Source organism: Firmicutes bacterium HGW-Firmicutes-1 (genome assembly GCA_002841625.1).
Classification (GTDB): Bacteria; Bacillota; Clostridia; order Lachnospirales; family Vallitaleaceae; genus HGW-1.
Genome location: PHAG01000014.1, coordinates 84,684 through 104,418 on the forward strand (window position 1 = coordinate 84,684; position 19,735 = coordinate 104,418).

Annotated in this window: 18 protein-coding genes and 1 tRNA gene; all 19 read right to left on the bottom strand. The window is 33.4% G+C overall.

The annotated features are described in order from the left end of the window. Positions 1-26: 26 nt before the first annotated feature. The 19 genes from CVU84_15815 to CVU84_15905 all read right to left on the bottom strand — a co-directional run bounded on the left by CVU84_15815 (position 27) and on the right by CVU84_15905 (position 19,720). On the bottom strand, positions 27-311 hold the full coding sequence (locus tag CVU84_15815) for a co-chaperone GroES (protein PKM93451.1): 285 nt from the start codon (positions 309-311) through the stop codon (positions 27-29). Between the two features lie 176 nt (positions 312-487). Beyond that, the gene (locus CVU84_15820) at positions 488-1,336 is read right to left on the bottom strand and encodes an N-glycosylase (GenBank protein ID PKM93452.1); all 849 of its coding nucleotides are present in this window, start codon (positions 1,334-1,336) and stop codon (positions 488-490) included. Between the two features lie 187 nt (positions 1,337-1,523). Next, the gene (locus CVU84_15825) at positions 1,524-2,474 is read right to left on the bottom strand and encodes a DUF2225 domain-containing protein (protein ID PKM93453.1); all 951 of its coding nucleotides are present in this window, start codon (positions 2,472-2,474) and stop codon (positions 1,524-1,526) included. Further along, positions 2,380-4,044, bottom strand: a complete 1,665-nt coding sequence (locus CVU84_15830) for a glutamine--tRNA ligase (GenBank protein ID PKM93454.1) — start codon at positions 4,042-4,044, stop codon at positions 2,380-2,382. The genes CVU84_15825 and CVU84_15830 overlap by 95 nt, the downstream gene beginning before the upstream one ends. A gap of 230 nt (positions 4,045-4,274) precedes the next feature. Beyond that, entirely contained in the window at positions 4,275-4,490 is a 216-nt protein-coding gene (locus tag CVU84_15835; protein PKM93455.1) for a hypothetical protein, read from the bottom strand. Positions 4,491-4,561: 71 nt separating this feature from the next. Then, positions 4,562-5,803 (bottom strand): efflux transporter periplasmic adaptor subunit, encoded by a 1,242-nt coding sequence (locus tag CVU84_15840; GenBank protein PKM93484.1) that lies wholly within the window; start codon positions 5,801-5,803, stop codon positions 4,562-4,564. Positions 5,804-5,936: 133 nt separating this feature from the next. Beyond that, positions 5,937-8,294 (bottom strand): peptide ABC transporter permease, encoded by a 2,358-nt coding sequence (locus CVU84_15845; protein ID PKM93485.1) that lies wholly within the window; start codon positions 8,292-8,294, stop codon positions 5,937-5,939. Further along, entirely contained in the window at positions 8,294-9,007 is a 714-nt protein-coding gene (locus CVU84_15850; protein PKM93456.1) for a macrolide ABC transporter ATP-binding protein, read from the bottom strand. Before CVU84_15850 ends, CVU84_15845 begins: the two co-directional genes overlap by 1 nt. Then, positions 9,000-9,599, bottom strand: coding sequence for a TetR/AcrR family transcriptional regulator (locus CVU84_15855; GenBank protein PKM93457.1), 600 nt, complete (start codon positions 9,597-9,599; stop codon positions 9,000-9,002). Before CVU84_15855 ends, CVU84_15850 begins: the two co-directional genes overlap by 8 nt. 112 nt (positions 9,600-9,711) lie before the next feature. After that, a complete protein-coding gene (locus tag CVU84_15860) occupies positions 9,712-11,637 on the bottom strand; it encodes an ABC transporter ATP-binding protein (protein ID PKM93458.1) in 1,926 nt (641 codons plus the stop codon). A 459-nt stretch (positions 11,638-12,096) separates the two neighbouring features. After that, a tRNA-Thr gene (locus tag CVU84_15865) sits at positions 12,097-12,168 on the bottom strand. 31 nt (positions 12,169-12,199) lie between these two features. Further along, positions 12,200-12,838: an RNA polymerase sporulation sigma factor SigH gene (locus CVU84_15870; GenBank protein PKM93459.1), complete on the bottom strand. Its 639-nt coding sequence runs from the start codon at positions 12,836-12,838 to the stop codon at positions 12,200-12,202. A 15-nt stretch (positions 12,839-12,853) separates the two neighbouring features. Beyond that, positions 12,854-13,375, bottom strand: a complete 522-nt coding sequence (locus tag CVU84_15875) for an RNA-binding protein (protein ID PKM93460.1) — start codon at positions 13,373-13,375, stop codon at positions 12,854-12,856. Positions 13,376-13,504: 129 nt separating this feature from the next. Further along, positions 13,505-14,254: a 23S rRNA (guanosine(2251)-2'-O)-methyltransferase RlmB gene (locus CVU84_15880; protein PKM93461.1), complete on the bottom strand. Its 750-nt coding sequence runs from the start codon at positions 14,252-14,254 to the stop codon at positions 13,505-13,507. Between the two features lie 27 nt (positions 14,255-14,281). Next, positions 14,282-15,907: a hypothetical protein gene (locus CVU84_15885; protein PKM93462.1), complete on the bottom strand. Its 1,626-nt coding sequence runs from the start codon at positions 15,905-15,907 to the stop codon at positions 14,282-14,284. Then, positions 15,880-16,320, bottom strand: coding sequence for a ribonuclease III (locus CVU84_15890; GenBank protein ID PKM93463.1), 441 nt, complete (start codon positions 16,318-16,320; stop codon positions 15,880-15,882). The genes CVU84_15885 and CVU84_15890 overlap by 28 nt, the downstream gene beginning before the upstream one ends. A 13-nt stretch (positions 16,321-16,333) precedes the next feature. Continuing rightward, positions 16,334-17,740, bottom strand: a complete 1,407-nt coding sequence (gene cysS, locus CVU84_15895; GenBank protein ID PKM93464.1) for a cysteine--tRNA ligase — start codon at positions 17,738-17,740, stop codon at positions 16,334-16,336. Between the two features lie 23 nt (positions 17,741-17,763). Next, entirely contained in the window at positions 17,764-18,480 is a 717-nt protein-coding gene (gene cysE, locus CVU84_15900; protein PKM93465.1) for a serine O-acetyltransferase, read from the bottom strand. Between the two features lie 499 nt (positions 18,481-18,979). Beyond that, positions 18,980-19,720 carry a hypothetical protein gene (locus CVU84_15905; protein PKM93466.1) on the bottom strand — a complete coding sequence of 247 codons (741 nt, stop codon included), beginning with the start codon at positions 19,718-19,720 and terminating at the stop codon, positions 18,980-18,982. Between the last annotated feature and the right edge of the window lie 15 nt (positions 19,721-19,735).

Here is a 19,735-nt window from a genome sequence, read left to right on the forward strand (position 1 = left end):
TGTTTTACCTCCATAAAAAATCTTTATTATTCAACAATTGCAAGAATGTCACCTTGCTTAACAATTATAAAGTCATCGCCTTCTAGTTTTACTTCTGTACCAGCATATTTTGAATAAATTACTTTGTCACCAGTTTTTACTTGCATAGTAATTTCTTTACCCTCAACCATGCCACCTGGACCCACAGCAATTACTTCTGCTTGTTGAGGTTTTTCTTTCGCTTGGTTTGGTATTACAATACCTGATTTTGTTGTTTCTTCAGCTTCAAGTTGTTTAAGTACAACTCTGTCTAATAATGGTACTAATTTCATAAGTCAACCTCCTTATTATTGGTTATGTTTTCCTGTTGTTAGCACTCTCTTGTGCCGAGTGCTAACTCAAGGTATATCTTATTAAATTCGTTTGCAATATGCAAACCTATTCAATAGCTATTACAACTAATTATATCCATTTATCTCCATTTATCTCACTCATGCTTAATTTTTCTTCATTTTCCTATTTTATTGTCTCTCGCATGATAAAATAAATATTGCTGTGCAAAACCTGCAAATTCACCAAAATAGTTTTTAGCAAATTCTTGAATTTTATCCATTTTTATTGTTTCCTGGAAATAATAGTATTCCACGATTCTTTTAACCCATACATCTGTTGGAAAAACTTCGTATCTGCAATACCCAAATAACAATACACAATCTGCAATTTTGTCCCCTACGCCTTTAATTGACTTGAGAATCGTTTTTGCTTCTTCATAGGGTAGAGCTTCCAATTTTTCAAGTACTATAGTACCTTCTGTAATATGTCGAACTGCATCCATGATATAGGTCGCTCTAAATCCTGTCTTTAAATCCTTGAGTTCTTCTTCTGTTGCGTCCTTAAGTTGGCTCGGAGTAGGAAAGGTATAATACTTAACCCCTAGGTATTCTCCCATATAATTTCCATACTTTATTGATAAGGCTTCGATTAGCTTTTTAATATGTGGAATTTGCTTTGTTTGAGACAAGATAAATGAAATAAGCATTTCCCAAGGGTCTTGTTTGAGTAGTCTTATGCCATGTTTCTCTGTTACAGCAGCCTTTAAGAAGGCATCCTTCTGGGCTAACAGGTTTTTAATAGCGCTATAATCTCTTTCTAGGTCAAAATAATTCTTCCAATTACTATTAAAGTCATCTTCCGAGCAATGAAAGGTGATTTGATCTTCTTCCTGTTTAACACGTAATAGCTTATTTTTCGCAATTATAATATATTCTTTTTCTGCTAGTTTATAAAATCTAAAACACTGACCGCATTCAAGTATTTGTTCAATGCAAAAATCGTTAAGCGTTAATACTACGTTCACCTAATCTTCACCTCTCTCTATTGTAAGCTAATTGTTTCACTAACATTCCTTTTTTATAACTAATTCGTTTCTTACCTGTTTAAGAACAAAGCGCTTGTCAGCGCGTTACATAATAATTTATGCTATCCAACGCTTTGTTCTATGCTTCGTGGAAAGTAGAACTTTCCTACTGGATAAAAAAAGTGCCTTAGTTGGCACCTTTTGCTTGCTTGATTAATAGCTTTGACTCTAAAGCTCTATCCTTTAATCTTCTACTTGCTGATTTTGAAACCATTACTTCTGATATCCACTTAAGTGCATCCTCATATAGTCCAACTCTTCTTGATAACTCACCTATTAAAAACTTAACTGTAAGTTCATCAAGTCCCATTGTTGGAAATTTCTCCTGATGATGAGCTATTTTAAAACCTTCTAAGGCATGTTCAAGAAATGTCTTTTCACTAAGTTGATATTCTTCAATTTTTTTAGCATCACAATTTTTTTCTTGTTCTAAATAACCTCTATATAACCAAGCTATCTTTAGGCAAAGAAAAGCCTTCTCACAATCACTAACCTCTATTACTATAGCGTCTAATAATGCTAGCTTATATCTTTCTATTGCTATTTCATAGTTGTAAACATCCGGATAATCTCGGCCAACAAATTGATGAGATATATTTGTCTTAATTAATTCTATATTTTTTGGAGTAATTGATAAGAATCTTTTCTTAAGTGCTGCATACCCACAAGTATTGCAAACAGCAACTTCATACAAAGACGGATCAACCACATCGTATATTGGTCGTAAGTCTAAATCTGTTTTAACTAATCTTATTTTTCCTGATTTAATTGTTCTAAACAACACTTCACTACCGCATACAGGGCACTTAATCTTAGCAAAATAGAGAATGCTTTCTATTTCAAATTTTTTTTCTTTCTGAATAATTTGAGGTTCTTGAAGTTTCTTTTCCGCTTCAAATACTTGAAACTTTTCTGTACTTCCAAGGCCAAGATTTGCTAAATCAGAAAATATATCTGCCAATATTATCACCTCTTTTGCATACTTAGTCTGTTTTATAAGAATTCTTAAGTGAAACGATTCTATTAAAAACGATATGGTTTTCACTCGTTTCTTTTGAATCAACAGCAAAATAGCCATGTCTTAAAAACTGAAAACGTTCTCCAATTACAGCCTCTTTTAATGCTGCTTCAGCAAAACAATTGCTAATGATGTGCAAGGATTTTTCATTAATAATGAATTCTTCAGGTTGTGCTTCCACCTCAACAAATAAATGATCGTATAATCTCACCTCAACTTGTATTGATTCTGAAGCACTTACCCAATGAAGAGTTCCCTTTACTTTTCTTTCGGAAAAACCAGTGCCACTTTTTGTCTTTTGATCATAAGTACATCTTAACTCTATTATTTCACCATTGTTATCTTTAATGACTTCTTCACATTTAATAAAGTAGGCATGTTTCAATCTTACCTCATTACCTGGAAACAACCTGAAATATTTTTTTGGAGGATTCTCCATAAAATCATCACGTTCAATATAAATTTCTCTCGTAAATGGCACCTTATGATTGCCTAATGCTTCATTATCCTGATTATTTTCAACATCTAGCCATTCAACTTCGCCTTCAGGATAATTCGTAATCACTACCTTAAGCGGATCTAATACCGCCATCATACGCTTTGCTTTTAGCTTGAGGTCTTCTCTTACACAATATTCTAGCATTGCAACATCTACAGTACTTTTACTCTTCGCAATACCAATTAAATCACAAAAATTTCGAATAGATTCTGGTGTATATCCTTTTCTTCTAAGCCCAGATATAGTTGGCATTCTTGGATCATCCCAGCCATCTACCAAGCCTTCTTCTACCAAAGCTCTAAGCTTTCTTTTACTTGTTACAGTATTCGTAAGTTCTAAACGTGCAAATTCTATTTGCCTTGGAGGATTAGGCCATTCTAATTGCTCTAGTATCCAATTATATAAAGGCCTATGATCTTCAAATTCTAAAGAACATAAGGAATGTGTTATGTTTTCAATTGCATCCTCAATTGGATGTGCATAATCGTACATTGGATAGATACACCACTCATCACCAGTTGTATGATGTGTTACATGAGCTATTCTATAAATAACTGGATCTCTCATATTGATATTTGGAGAGGTCATGTCAATTTTAAGCCTAAGAACTCTTGTTCCATCTTCAAATTCACCAGTCTTCATTCTCTCAAATAAATCTAAATTTTCCTCAATAGAACGGGTTCTATAAGGACTTTCTTGTCCAGATTCAGTCAATGTACCTCTATAATTTCTTATTTCCTCTGCTGATAAATCACAAATATATGCCTTACTCTTCTTAATGAGCTCGACAGCACATTCATAAAGCTTTGCAAAATAGCTAGAAGCATAATACAGTCTGTCTTCCCAATCAAAGCCTAACCACTTAACATCCTCCATAATAGACTCAACATATTCAATGTCTTCTTTCGTTGGATTTGTATCGTCAAACCTTAAATTACATAAACCATTGTATTTTTCTGCTGTTCCAAAATCTATACAAATAGCTTTAGCATGTCCTATATGCATATATCCATTAGGTTCAGGAGGAAATCTTGTATGAACCTTTGAATATATACCATCCTTTAAATCTTGATCAATAAAATTTTCAATGAAATTCTTTGAAACCTTTTCTTCGGATTGCTCAATTGCCATTCTAATTCGCTCCTTAAATATCACTATTTATGAAATATGATTCATTGCTCTCTAAAAATCATCACTTCTTTATAATTCCCCAGATGTCCTTTGGTCTTATCATATAAAAATTGTCAATACTTTATGCACTATACTTCCGTTTCGTCATATTATAATAGCACATTTCACCTTATGTTTCAAAGGTTTTTGAATGTTCTAAATTGTTATTAAGAGAAAGAGCCTAAAAGGCTCTATTGAATATCTGCTTTATAATGTTCATATGCTTTCACATCCGCAAACTTATGTATATAACCACAGTCTAAACATATATAATTTGATGTATAGAAATCTGATGGTTTTTTTAATTCCAGTTCTTTCACAAGTAAAACCACATTTTTAGTTGGCCTTCCCTTCTCTAATCGATTGCTTCCACAAAATAAACATTTACGTTTCTTTAGTTTATCCATAATACGTATACCTCCCCAGTAAGTAAAATAACGAAACTAAAATTATAAGTTTTATTTTACCATCTATAAGGCTATTTGTCAAAATTTGACTCTTTAACGATTCCACCTTCTTCTAGCTTTTCATCTGGTGATAGAATGACCTTTTCTCCTATCATAAGACCACTTATAATTTCAACTTGCCTTTCACTTTCAACACCCTTCTCCACTGCTCTGAGTGCCGCTACTCCTTTTTCAATTACAAAAACATGGTCTTTTCCTTCAATTTGGAACATAGCATTTTCAGGTATTAATAGAGCCTTTTCTTTCTTATCTATTATTATCTTAACATCCAAATCATAACCTGGTCTTAAGCTCTGTAACTTATCTTCAATTTTGATTTCTGCTTTAATTCTTTTTTGTTCAACGCCTAAGTCTGATATTTTACTGAAGGCTTGTGGATATATTTTTATTACTGTTCCTTTTACATCTAAAATACCTAAATCACTGTTCTCAATTTTTACCGGTGAACCTTCGGAAATGCTACCAATATCTTCTATCAATACATCACTTTCAATATATAATTCTCCTAAATATCCCATTTCAATAATCGCTGTGCCTGGTTGGACAAAGCTGCCGATACTTATGTTTTTAGAAAATATTGTACCATCGAAAGGTGCGGTAAAAGCAAAATCACCTTCATTGCTCTTTAAGGCTTCAATTTGAAGATCCAACTGTAGTAGTTGTGCTTCGAATCGGTTTGAAATATTAGAAGATATTGGCTTTCTAGATAATTCCAAATCCAATTTAACCTTTTCGATTTCTGTTTGTTCTGATTCAAATTTAAGCAAGAGATCTTGATAAGCTTGAGCACTAATGATTCCTTCATCTAATAATTCCTTTTGACTATTTAAAACTCGATTTGACTCCTCAAGCTTTTTTTCCAGATCTGAAAGTACTAGTTCTAATTTTTTAATTTGTGTTTCATCAACTGGTTTAAGTGCATCTCTGTACTCTGCTCTAACCGCAGTTTTCTGTGCTTCTAAAATGCGAATATCTCTTTCCTGATCTTCACTATCTAATCTAACCAATACTTCACCTTTTTTTACTTCATCTCCAACTTCAATGAAAACCTCCATTACCTTTCCAGATAAATTTGCATATACTGTCTCCTGTTGTCTAACCATTACTGTGCCTAGTTCTTCAACGTACTTTTCTATACTACCTTCATAAACCTCATAAGCCTCTACCTCAAGAGCGGAATTTTTGGATTGCGCAAAATAACCAATGATCCCTAGTACAGTTATTATGCAAATGATACCGATGATTTTTTTCATACTTTTCATTTTCTTTATTGGTTTTGTTTTTTTCATATTATCCAAACTTTTCTTATCCTTGTTTTCCATTTTTTCCATGCTTTTCATTTTTTCAGTCTTTTTAAGCCTTTTCATGATTTTTCACATCCTTCAATTAAGATATTCTATTTTTCAAAGCATCTAAAAAGTTCAATCGATAAATCTTTCTTATTGTAGCAAGCTGTGCTATTACTACAAAAGATAAGGTTGCGATTGCAGTTACAACATAACTACTATTTTCAATGATAAGTGGAATGGTTACCATTTCCATAGCCAAAGAGGATATCATTCCCTTACACATGCTATAGCCTAAAGGCATTCCAATCAATATGCCAAAGAAAGCCATTAAACCATTTTCCCTACTAACCATTTTATAAATTTCTTTCTTATCAAAACCCAAAACTCTTAGTGAAGAAAATTCCATCACTCTTTCACTAATGCTTATAACATTAACATTGTACACGATTGCAAATCCAAGTATACCACCAAATATCATCATTACACCTACGGAATAGATCATGGTATCCATAAATTCCAGAAAACTGTTTTTCATATCTTCAATGGATTGTACCTGCTTAATGTTCTTCACATCTTTAAGCTTAGTTACTACCTCATCCTCTGAATCAAGCAACACTCCTGTTATTAAGCCCTTTTCGCCAATATGTGTATTCATTGTATCAATTGTCATATAGGCATTCGTACCTAAATACTGCTTAACTATACCTTTTACATTTATGTATGTATCCTCTCCATTTGGTAAAAAGCTCTTCATAAGAATATCATCACCAACCTCAACTCCAAGGGTTGTAGCAAGTCTATCTGCTAATAAAACCCCATCTCTTGGCAAAAATATTTTTTCTCCAGACATGTTTTCAAAGTGGTAAAAGTTTGTATTCTCAGGTAAAGCAATGATACTAACTGCTTTCTTTTTCCAACCATTGACAAGCTCAAAAGGTATCTCTGTTTTAGGTTCGATGGTATCTACATCAATCAATTGTCTCACTTCTCTGATTACCGAATCATCCATTGGTCCACTAAAATCAATATTATAACCCATAGTCTGATACTCACCGTACTGGAGCAAAAAAATATTCGTCCAAACTGTTGACATGAATATAGGTACCATTGTGATTGAATAAGTTAATGCAATACCAAGAATTAAAAAAATAGCCCTCTTTTTTTTCCTGAGAATGTTTCTAATTACCATTTTCCAGCTAAAAGAAATTCTGTTCCAGATAAATTTGATTTTCTCCAACCATATTCTATGCCCAACCTTAGGTGCCTCTGGTTGCATTGCACTTGCTGGCAAAATCTTAAGAACACTTCTTGCTCCAATTAATCCAGAAGCTATACAAAACACACTAGTCAATAAAATTCCATACACAAAGTATTTTTCATATAGTGCCATTTCAAACATTGGGATATTCATATACATAATATATAGATTCGTAAAGGCTGCTGACATCGGTATGCTTAATACCATTCCTATCATTGATCCAAGTAGCCCAATCACAAGTGAAAACTTAGTATAATGCATAAGAATGCTTAAATTGTTATAACCAAGTGCTTTCATCACCCCAATTGACATTCTATCGTTTTTCACTATTCTTGAAAGCATTATGTTAATAATAATTGCAGCAACAATAAGAAACAGCAACGTAATAGATGTAGCCATAGTTTCTAATTGCGCTACCTCTTGCATCATCATACTGTGACTTAATTGATTTTCTCGCTTCACGATACGCTTTACACCATATCGGTCTAATTGATCCTCAATCTCATCAACAATGCCATCCACACGTTTGGCATATTCTGGATTTATTTTAATCATGATTTCATTGTAGCTGCCCTGATATCCTAATGTAGTTTGAGCAAAATCTTCAGTAACGTAAAGAATTCCAAATTGTTCTGGCGCTGGTAACAAGGTTTGTTCATTTTCCATTAAATAAATATACTCTGGGCTACCCACGATACTGATTACATCTAAAGGATATTCTCGTCCAGAAATATAGGGACGTACCTTGTCTCCTACCTTAATACCTCTTGCATCGGAAAATTGTTGTAAAACAGCAGCTTTCTTAGCGTTGTTTTGTAGTTCCTTTCCCTCAGCTATATATAAATTATTAATCTTTTTTTCTTCATTGGGCATGGATACAATACGTACTCTAACTTTTTCTTTTGGATCTTCCACTCTTAACGGAACATCAGCACTTATTCTTCCTTGTACTGATTCAATACCCTCTATCGTATATAGATGATCAATTGCCGTCTTAGGCACACGTACAACCTCAATAAAAATGTCACCAAAATTTGTCACTTCATAATAGTGGTAAATGGAATTGTACAAATTATCTGACACCATATTAAAAGATACATAAATAGTTAAGGCTATAATCACCATGATGGATATTGAAAAAAACTGCCCTTTAGAGTGCTTGATTAGTCGTAATAATCTTACATCTAGTTTCTTCATCACCATTCAATCCCTTCTGGAGGTATCGGATTATCATTTACTTTTGTTTCAACAATTTCTCCACTTCTCATTTTAATCACACGATCCGCCATTGCTCCTATTGGCATATTATGTGTAATAATTACAACCGTTTTTTTATATTCTTTATTAATCTTTTTAAGTAGTGCTAGTATTTTTATTCCGGTATTAAAATCTAACGCACCCGTAGGTTCATCACAGAGCAGTAAGGACGGGTTCTTTGCAACAGCTCTTGCAATAGAAACTCTCTGTTGTTCACCACCGCTCATTTGCGCTGGAAAATGATCCATTCTATCTCCAAGGCCTACTGCCTCTAAAACTTCCTGAATATCTAATGCATCCTTGCATATTTCTGTCGCAAGTTCAACATTCTCAAGCGCTGTTAAATTGGACATCAGATTATAAAACTGAAATACAAAGCCTATTTTTTCTCGGCGATATACTGTTAGCTTTTTGTCGTTATAATCAGTGATATCCTCATCTTCCATAATGACCTTCCCATCAGTAGGCAAATCCATACCTCCTAAAATGTTCAAAAGGGTACTTTTACCAGAGCCACTTGGACCTAAAATAACTACAAATTCGCCTTGATATAAATCTAAAGATACTTGATTTAAAGCAGCTACAGTAACTTCTCCCATTTGGTAGATTTTACTAATATTTTCAACTTTCATTAGCAGTTCTTTACTATCCATTTCGATTCACCTCCGTACTACCTAGTAGACCATATTTTAAAAAATCAAATAAATTTTTTGTCATTTTCTCTAAATCTTCATTCGTTTCAATATTAACAAAATATTTTCTTCCAATTACTTCAAGCATTGTAATCAAAGTATCAGCAATAAATTCTGAATCGTTGCCTCTAATCTCTCCTTTTTCCATACCTTCAATAATTATGTGCTCAAATATTTCTTTGTTTTTTTTATTTTTTTCTATTAATATTTTGTCTATAATTTGTGGCATTGACAATGTGTCTTTATAGAAATCAAGACTGAAAAGCTTTGCCCCTTCTAAAGAATATTGTAGTAAATAATTAATTTTCTCGAGAGCCCCTGGTATTTCAAGTAATTGCTTGTTAATTACCTCAAAGTGTTTGTTCATTAAATCAAGAATAATCGTCACAAATAGCTCCTCTTTCGAATCAAAATGCTTGTAAATAGTCATTTTGCTGATACCCGTTACTTCAGCAATTTGATCCATTGAAACTGCTTTATAACCCATTTGAGTAAATAACTGCTCTGAAGTTTCCATTAATTTTCTATACTTCATTTTACTTTTACTAGACAATTAGAACACCTCTATCATCATTAACTTTGTACTATTTTTAACTAATAGTACATTTTAATTATAAGCCTATTGCGAACAATTTACAATAGTTTTCAAATGCTTAAGTTTGTTTTTACTTATCCCATTGTTTTCCAATATAAAATACTTCCCATTGCCCATAATAAGTTTGAAGTTCTTTATCAACTATTTCTTTTTCTTCAAAAAGTTCCCTAAGTGTAGTTGCCTCTGCATTATGAACAAGCATGGCTTCCTCTAGCTCTTTTATTCTTAATTCTTTTTCTTCTATTTGTTTTTCTAACAGTTCTAGCTTTTTGGCTTGAACTGATACATTTACAAGTTTATTTTGAGGCTTTTGTGCTGGTAGTTTCTTAACTTCTTTTGATATCCCAATACTAAGTTGACTAAATTGCTTCCCTAGATACTTTTGATTTTCCTCTAAAAAATAGGTGTAATCGCCGTTATAAGTTTTCACTCTGTTATTTTCAATAGCCATCATCTTATCGGCAACCTTATTTATAAAATAACGATCATGTGATACAAATAATAAGGTTCCTTCAAAGTTTAAAAGGTTTTCCTCTAGAACCTCTCTTGAATCAATATCTAAATGGTTCGTAGGTTCATCAAGAATCATGAAATTTACGCCTTCAAAGGTCAAGGAACAGAGCTTCAATCTACTTTTTTCTCCACCCGATAAAGATTTGATTTTCTTATTCACATCTTCTTTTATAAATAAAACCTTTGCTAGTAGAGACCGTGCTTCTCCTAAGGATAAATTGTGTAGACGTGAAAAATACTCAAGAACTGTTTGTTCTTCATTCTCATAAACAACATGTTGTGATAAATAACCTATTTTAACCCTTGAACCGATTTTTACATTGCCCTCATCTGGTTGTAGCTCACCAAGTATCAACTTCAAAAGCGTTGTTTTGCCACTACCATTTATTCCAACAATACATACGCTATCTTGATAAAAGATGTTTAGATCAACATCTTGAAGAAGATTTTTATCACCAAAGCCCTTACTAAGACCTTTTGTTTCTAGAACGATCTTACCTGTTCTACTCACCATATTTCCACCTAAACGAACCTTTCTTTTTTCAAAGATCGGGCGATTTAACACATCTATTTTTTCAAGACGCTTTTCAAGTTCCTTAGCACGTCGAAACATTTTATCACTATCCCTCATCACCCCCCAAATACGATAACGCTCAATTTGTCTTTCCATATTTTCTATTTTCTTCTGCTGATTTTGATATTTCTTATACTCCAGTAGGAATCTTCGTTCCTTTTCCACTACATAATAACTGTAATTACCTAGATATAGCACAGCTTTATCAAATTCCAGCTCTACAATTTTACTTACTACGCTATCTAAGAAATAACGGTCATGTGACACGATAAGAACAGAGCCCTTGTATTCTTTTAAGAAACCTTCGAGCCATTCTATTGCGACTAAATCCAGGTGATTTGAGGGTTCATCTAACAACAAAATATCTGGCTTCTCCAATAAAATTTTCGCAAGAATGACTCTTGTTTTCTCTCCACCGCTAAGCTGTTCAAAAAGCATTTCCTTCATCACGTCACTAATTTGAAGTCCTTCCGTAATTTTGCTAGTCATTGTTTCAATTTCATAACCCCTTAGGGCTTCAAATTGTTCTGTCAAACGACCATAGCTCTTAATTGCTTTTTCTAAAGCTTCTCCCTGAAGTTCAATGAATTGTTCTTCATAAACCTTCATATTCTTTTTGATTTTATACACATCTTCAAAGGCAAGATTAATTACCTCCCTAGTTGTTGCTGCTTTATCAAAAAGCGGGATTTGATTGAGATACCCTACCTTAACATCTTTACGAATGGCTATATCTCCTTTTTGATAGTCTTCTATTCCCATAACTATTTTCAGAATGGTTGTTTTTCCGCAGCCATTCTGTCCGATTAGGCCAATTCTTTCACCTGTCTTTATATCAAAAGAGATATTTTCAAATATTTTATTGGCGCCAAACAGTTTCGTTAAATTATTGATACTACATTCAATCATTTTTATTTTCCTCACTTTTCCCGTAGTCTAAAAAAAATCGCAAAAAATCCCAAAGCCTATCAGCCTTGGGATATCATTCCGATCTATAAGTTAAACAGTAAATACCGCTACTCTTAATTAAAATGTATTGACCAAAATACTCATATGGTTTTTATATATACTATTAAATTTGGACAGAACTATAGTGCTCATTCGAGAAATCGATGTCATTATAGATTCAAATTTAATCCATCTAAGTGTTTTGTTCATGGTTTAACCTTTCAAAAATTTATTATACTGATTTTATTATATGTTAAAATAAGTTTATGGTCAAGGAATTTTTTACCTGTAGAAAAGAACAAAATCAGCTACACCAAGTTTACATTTCTTTCTACCGGCCACATTTCCGGTTTTTATGCAGAACCTTCCTATATTAAAAAAAAATATGTATTACACATATATGCATACATATCCCTTAGAAGCTGATAATGGGATTTGAACCCATGACTTCTACATTACCAATGTAGTACTCTACCACTGAGTTATACCAGCCAATTTCTCGAATTTATAGGAAGAATAATGATTATTCTTGTTTGTCTTTAATAATCTGTTCAACTTTCTTTTTAATGCGCTGTAATGCATTATCAATCGACTTGATCGGTCTACTAGTCATCTCAGCAATCTCTACATAACTAATCCCATCAACATACAATTGCAAAATTTCATTTTCCATTTTGCTTAATCTCTTAGCAAGCTCGTCTTCGATAATATGTCTGTTTTCTTCTCCAATAAATACTTCTTCCGGATCAACAATTTTACTAGAGGGCATTACCTCCAACATATCAGTCTTATCATTGTCTTCCTCGAAAATGGGCTTATTCAGTGAAACATAAGTATTAAGAGGTACATGTTTTTGTCTTGTTGAAGCCTTTACAGCAGAAATCATTTGTCTTGTTACACATAAATCAGCAAAAGAATAAAAAGACGCTTCTCGGTTAGGATTGTAATCCCGGATCGCTTTAAATAAACCAATCATACCTTCTTGAATAATATCATCTTTACTAGCTCCTATCAAATAATAGGATTTAGCTTTTCTTTCTACAAGAACCTTGTACTTATTCATTAAAAAATCTAAGGCAAAATCATGCCCTCCTCGAACAAGTCCAACAAGCTCTTGATCATTATACAACGGTAACTCTTCAAATGCAATAACTTCTCCCAAAAAACCACCTCCAATTTATTCCCTTCTTTTTTTCTCCATCCACTCTAGTACTGCAACGTCCAAGTGGCCTTCTAACCTATTATTGTTTAATCTAATGTTTTCTATGTATTTTTTTCTAATATTTTCTTTAATACTTCTAACTTCTTCTTGAAGCTCTCTGGCAGATACTCTTGTAGCTCCTTGCGCTAAAATAATAATCTGTTCAAGACCATCCGAGGTTGCTACTCTAACTTTAGTCGCCTTAGACCTAAGAGAGGCAATTCTTTCAATATAATGATCTGCAGTTTCAGCATCTTTCGTATATACAACCTCAACATTATGGTGTTTTTGATTTTTTCTTTGACCACGCTTAACCTTATGTGCATCAAATACAATGATTACCTCATTATGGTAATAGCCTTGAAGGTTAGACATTTCTTCAATAAGCTTAGTTCTGGCATTTTCCAAACAATCTGTCTCAACAATTACTCTAAGGCTGTCCCACGCATGTATGATATTGTATCCATCGACGAGTAATAGTTCTTTTGCCAAAATCAACCGCCTTTCATACAATTTATAGTAATATCTAGTATACTACATAGTGTTGATTTTGTTAAGCCCTATCCTAAAATTAGTTTACATATTTACCCGAATGGAATGCGGAGGTTTCGTAACATTGAATACCTTCTAGCTAAGAAAATCTCTTTGTCTAAGAGCCTCATAAACCAAAATAGAGGTTGCAACTGATACATTAAGAGAATCAATATCACCCTTCATTGGTACTTTCGCAATCAAATCACATTTTTCTTTTACTAGTTTACCAACACCAGCCCCTTCTCCTCCAACTACAATAGCCAAAGGTCCCTTTAAATCTACTTTATACATTAATTGACCATCCATATCTGCACATGCAATCCATAAACCTTGTTTTTTAAGGTCTTCAATAGTCCTTACAATGTTGGTAACTCTTGCAACTGGAGTGTATTCAATAGCACCAGCAGAGGTTTTAGATACTGTTGCAGTTAATCCTACCGCTCTTCTTTTAGGAATAATTACACCATGTACTCCTGCAATATTCGCAGTCCTTAAAATAGCGCCTAAATTGTGAGGGTCTTCAATGCTGTCAAGAATAATAACAAAAGGAGGTTCCCCTTTATCCTTTGCTATTTGAAGAATATCTTCTACCTCAACATAATCATATGCAGCGACATAGGCAATTACTCCTTGATGCTTATTGGTGTTAGATATCTTATCCATCATTTCTTTTGTTTCAAATCGAATTACTACGCCTCTTTTTCTCGCCTCTGCTACAATCGTTTTAATTGGTCCACTTTGTTGTTCAGAGTCAATAATAAACAATTTATCAATACTACGATCTGCCTTTAATGCTTCAACTACTGCATTTCTACCTTCAATGATTAATTCAGAATTTTCCATTTTTATCCCTCTTTCTTAAATCTATGTTTATAGTAATTTTTTTCTTTCTAGGAAACCAATAATTTTCTTATGTTTAGGAAGCAAACTTAATTCTTCTCTTGTAAAAGTTTTTGTAAATAGGAGTACCCCAAAATAGAATATAATACCCACAGAAACAGTTAGCAATGTTGCAATTGCATTGTTAATTCCATTTAATTCTCCACCTGCATTGCTTAACAAGATTTCTAACCCTGAAAATACACAAAATACAGTTATGAGCATTACTATTGTCGCAATCAAAGGTTTTATAAAAACCGATAACTTGTCTAGTTTGAAGGAGATATGCTTCTTAAGCACACAATAATTAATGATTAAAATTACTAGATAATATGCTATTGAAGCTAATGCAGCTCCAACTCCCTTTAAAGAAGTTGTTATTAACAAATTATTTAGGATAATTTTCACTATGATTGCTATTCCTAATGCAATGATAGGTATGTATTGCTTAGAAATACCTTGTAATATTCCCGCTAAAGTTTGTCCAACTATCATGAAAACTAAACAAATACTAAACATTTGCAAATAAATAAATCCACCTGGACTTGTGGGGTAAAGCATTCTCATAATTGGTTTTGCCAACATAAACAATCCAATAGCTGCTGGTAAGGCTAGCATTACGGCTAGCTTAAGGCCTTGCTGAACCTTGGAACTTAACTCTTGTGTACTTTTCGTTGCTGCTGCTTCAGAAATAGCAGGAATGATACTCGTTGACAATGCAATACTAATTGTCAATGGAAAATTAATAACACTATAGGCCTTGGCCATTTGTCCTACTACTTCTGATGCATATTTAGTATTATACCCTATTTTTGCAAGTTCTGGATAAAGAGTAAAGCTATCAATGGCATTCATAACTGAAAACACTGCTGCTGCTATGGAAACTGGAATAGCTAACACAAAAATTCTTTTTAATTGTGAAAGATAACTTCTATTATTTTCAATTGATTTATCTTCTTTTATCAGGCTTTCATATTTACTGCGCTTAGTCCTAAATATAACTACCATAAAAATTGCAGAAATGATAAAACCAATCGAGGTACCTATTGCCGCTCCTCCGACTGCCTTAGACAACAAAGCACCTCTATTTAACAGTATAAATACAAGTGATATCCCAATGATTACCTTGGAAATATTTTCAATGATTTGCGATACCGCTGTCGGAAGCATAACTTGAAAGCCTTGGAAGTACCCTTTAATGGCACCTGCTATAGATACAAATACAGGTGAAATAGCAAAGCCCCAAATAACATATTTAAATCCTTCACCAGTTGAATCAATCATACTCTTTGCTCCAACTAGCATAATCAAAGTAATCAGAATTCCAAAAACAATACTAATGATCAAAGTATCCTTAAAGGTCTTTCTAGCTCCCTTGATATTTCCTACAGCAACATCTTCAGCAATTAACTTTGATAATGCATTTGGTATGCCAATAAATCCTGCGGCTATTAAAATAGAGAAAATAGGAAAAACCGTTTGATATAGTCCAATCCCTTCATCTCCTACAAGATATACCAACGGAATTCTATAAAAAACACTAACAAATTTTGCAACAATTCCTGCCAAGGATAAAATAATGGCACCTTTTACAAATCGTTCTGGTTGCTTTGACATCCTTTAACTCCTTCTGATACTAAATCTGTCATGCGCTTAAAATCCTTTTTTAAATATAAATATCCTATTAAGGTTTCAAAACCCGTTGCGGTACGATAATCAATAAGAGAAGCATTTTTGGCCTTTGTTGCAGATTTTGCATTTCTTCCCCGTTTAAATATATTCAACTCTTCTTCAGTCAACATACTTTCAACTATATAATAGATTTCTGCCTGCGCTGATGCTTTCACTAAATCCTTAGCCATTTTATGCATTTTATTAACCTGCATATTGCCTTCATTGACAATTACTGTTCTAATCATCATTTCATACACAGCATCTCCTATATAAGCAAGTACAAGGGGCGAATATTGATTCAGCTTAATTTCTTGTATATTAAATTTTTCTTCAAAATAATCTAAAAAATTATCCACACGTCACCTCAGTTTATACTCTTTTGTATTTAACGCCTTCTCTTGTATCTTCTAATGCAATTCCTTCTGCTTCAAGCAACCTTCGTATTCGGTCTGCTTCTGCAAAATCTTTGTTCTTCTTCGCTTCTTTTCTAAGTGAAATCATTTCTTCAATGTGTATAATTTCAGCATCACTAAACTCAACTTCTACATCTTCCATTAAGTTCAAACATAATACTTGGTCGAAGTCTTGGATTAAATGAAGCTTTTCCACATTATTAAGGGTTGAAGCTTTCATTACATCGTGAAGTACTGTAATGGCATTAGAAATATTCAAATCATCTTCTAATTGCTCCTTAAAGCTATTCCTATATGCCTCAATCTTATCTGTAATTTGATCCGTGGTATTCACATCTTTTTTCAATACAATGACTCTAGACTTCAGCTTATCGTAAGCTGTTTTTGCCATCGTTAAGGATTCAAAGGAAAATACCAGCTGTTTGCGGTAGTGTGAATTCAATACGAAAAATCTATATACAATTGGGTCATATCCTTTTTTCTCAAGTAGGCTTATTGTTAAAAATTCGCCTTTTGATTTGCTCATTTTACCTGTTTGATCTAATAAAAATTCTCCATGCCACCAGTAATTTACCCAAGGCTGTCCTGTGTAGCTTTCTGTTTGAGCAATTTCATTTGTATGATGCACCGGTATGTGATCAACTCCACCACAATGGATATCTAAGGTTTTACCTAGATGTTTTAATGCTATCGCTGAGCACTCCATATGCCAGCCAGGATAGCCAATGCCCCAAGGTGAATCCCATTTCATCGCTTGGTTTTCAAATTTTGATTTTGTGAACCAAAGAACAAAATCTTGTGGATTTTTTTTATTATCATCTTGAGATACATCATCTCTGGCACCAACTTGCAAATCTTCAAGATTCATCTTGGTTAGTTGCGTATAGTTTGGAAACTTAGAAATATCAAAGTACACATTTCCATTCGTAAAATAAGTAAACCCCTTTTCTTCAAGAACAAGAATCATATCGATATAGTCGGCAATATAATCCGTCGCCTTTGCAATAATATTTGGAGTCTTGATATTTAGCTTCATACAATCTTCGAAAAAAGCTTGGGTATAAAAATCCGCAATTTCCCAGACTGTTTTATTTTCTCTTTGAGCACCCTTAAGCATTTTATCTTCTCCGTCATCAGCATCAGATTCTAGATGCCCAACGTCTGTAACATTCATTACTCGTTTCACTTCGTAACCAATGTACTCTAAGGTTTTTTGTAAAATATCTTCTAAAATATACGTTTTCAGATTACCGATATGTGCAAAGTGATATACTGTAGGTCCACAAGTATACATACCTACTTTTCCTTCTTCTACCGGTGTAAATGTTTCGATTTGTCTTGATAAGGTGTTATAAAGCTTCATTTGTAAACCTCTCTCTATTTAGATTATCTATTACTTTCTTCAGGGACTGAACAATCACAGCCATTACATCTTTCTTCATTAATACATTCTTTTTCTTCATTTGTTAACCCACCTAGCTTATTTTCAATATGCTCTATTCGATGAGTAAGTCTACACATTTCCATCTTTACAGGGTCTGGCAAATGTACTTGATCTAGATCATCATTTGGATGAACCTTTGCATTGTTCAATTTTACTATTCTGCCCGGTATACCCACAACTGTTGCATAAGGTGGAATATCTCTTAAGACCACAGATCCAGCTCCAATTTTGGAATCATCACCAATTGTAATCGATCCAAGAATTTTAGCACCTGCACTAACCATAACATTATTTCCGATTGTAGGATGTCTCTTTCCAGTTTCTTTTCCTGTACCACCTAAGGTTACTCCTTGATATAAGGTAACATTATCGCCAATTTCACAGGTCTCACCAATCACTACGCCGTGTCCATGGTCAATAAACAATCCTTTTCCTATTGTTGCACCTGGATGTATCTCTATACCGGTCTTCCTTGCTGATCTTTGAGAAATCCATCTAGATAAAAAATAGTGCTTCCTTAAGTATAACCAATGTGCAATTCTATGTCTTAGTATAGCATGAAAACTCGCATATAAAAACACCTCTGAAGTTGTCTTAATCGCAGGATCTCTCAGCTTAATTACATCAATTTCTTCTTTAATATATTTTATAAGTCCCATAAAACACACCTCCTTTATTTTAGTATATGAATCTACTAGATAATCGTTTCTTTGTAAACAAGAAAATCGGCTACGCATGTTAAAGCTCTCGTTACCAATCTGCCGCTTTTTCAATTGCTTATGCAGAACTTTCTTGCGAAATAAAACCTAAGACATATGGCTACTAACTTTCATTTACATTATTTCATTTTACTTGGTGAAGGCCATGTCATGAAAGTTTCTTAATAAATAAAAAAGCCTCTCATCATATGATAAGAGGCGAAATAATCCGTGGTTCCACTCTAATTAGAACAATCTGTTCTCACTTAAAGCTAATTAACGTTTAGCGTCCGAGTTAAGCTACTATTTTTCACCTAACCAGCTCACAGAGGCACTTCGTTTATGTCAGTGATAAAACTGCTTTCAGCCGGTGACAGTTTCTCTCTATAAAACATCAATAAATTACTCGTCTGATCATTGCTTTTAATATGATTAAATACACTATATACCAAAATGTATTCTAAGTCAACAAATTCATGCTTTCAAAGATTATCTTTGCACGTGCATAATCTTCCTTTTCTCTAATGGAATAGCTATACTTCTTTTTATCTATCGTTACTATGGATACTCCGTTAGAAATATCACTCATCTTAATGTTTTTTACAGTGTGCTTTGGTATTTGAATACAATTTACACAGCTATTTATTAGATTTTCAAGTGTCATTGTATCAAGCATTTCCTTTAACAACCCTTCAATCTCTTTTTGCATATTTAACCATTGCCACTTACTAATATCCGTTCCAGCCGCTACAACACCAGCACCTTCTAACGGAACTGTAATCGCAAATATATTTTTATTGGTAATCAACAAAGAGTTTTCAGGAGTCATATTCTTACCTACGCCAAGCACTCCATAGGAGCCTGCACCCTTTCCATATCTCCATATTCCAGCTATGTAATCCCTTAATATTTCGTCAGAATCAATACATACAGCTATTTTACCATCTTCATCTGAGGAAAAATGGGTTACAACTGATTTAGCTCTTATATATTCAAGAATTTGTAAAATCAAAAACAATATCATGAATGCTATGAGACCGATTGGAAACCACATAGGAACTCCAATTTTTATGATAAATATTGATATTAAACATATAAAAATGAGTCCAATAACCGATTTTACAATGCCGACCCCGCTTTTGACAATTCCGACTGTTTTAACTGTATTAGTAAACGTCTCCGCTTTATTTTCCTTCTTCATATTGACTCCTCCTGT

Bases quoted from the DNA above. Each gene is read 5' to 3' on its own strand.
- CVU84_15880 (PKM93461.1), bottom strand. From the start codon at position 14,254: ATGGAAAATTCTGAATTAATCATTGAAGGTAGAAATGCAGTAGTTGAA.
- CVU84_15835 (PKM93455.1), bottom strand. From the start codon at position 4,490: ATGGATAAACTAAAGAAACGTAAATGTTTATTTTGTGGAAGCAATCGA.
- CVU84_15885 (PKM93462.1), bottom strand. From the start codon at position 15,907: ATGTCAAAGCAACCAGAACGATTTGTAAAAGGTGCCATTATTTTATCC.
- CVU84_15860 (PKM93458.1), bottom strand. From the start codon at position 11,637: ATGATTGAATGTAGTATCAATAATTTAACGAAACTGTTTGGCGCCAAT.
- CVU84_15825 (PKM93453.1), bottom strand. From the start codon at position 2,474: ATGGCTATTTTGCTGTTGATTCAAAAGAAACGAGTGAAAACCATATCG.
- CVU84_15830 (PKM93454.1), bottom strand. From the start codon at position 4,044: ATGGCAATTGAGCAATCCGAAGAAAAGGTTTCAAAGAATTTCATTGAA.
- CVU84_15850 (PKM93456.1), bottom strand. From the start codon at position 9,007: ATGGATAGTAAAGAACTGCTAATGAAAGTTGAAAATATTAGTAAAATC.
- cysS (PKM93464.1), bottom strand. From the start codon at position 17,740: ATGAAGCTTTATAACACCTTATCAAGACAAATCGAAACATTTACACCG.
- cysE (PKM93465.1), bottom strand. From the start codon at position 18,480: ATGGGACTTATAAAATATATTAAAGAAGAAATTGATGTAATTAAGCTG.
- CVU84_15905 (PKM93466.1), bottom strand. From the start codon at position 19,720: ATGAAGAAGGAAAATAAAGCGGAGACGTTTACTAATACAGTTAAAACA.
- CVU84_15840 (PKM93484.1), bottom strand. From the start codon at position 5,803: ATGAAAAAAATCATCGGTATCATTTGCATAATAACTGTACTAGGGATC.
- CVU84_15815 (PKM93451.1), bottom strand. From the start codon at position 311: ATGAAATTAGTACCATTATTAGACAGAGTTGTACTTAAACAACTTGAA.
- CVU84_15845 (PKM93485.1), bottom strand. From the start codon at position 8,294: ATGAAGAAACTAGATGTAAGATTATTACGACTAATCAAGCACTCTAAA.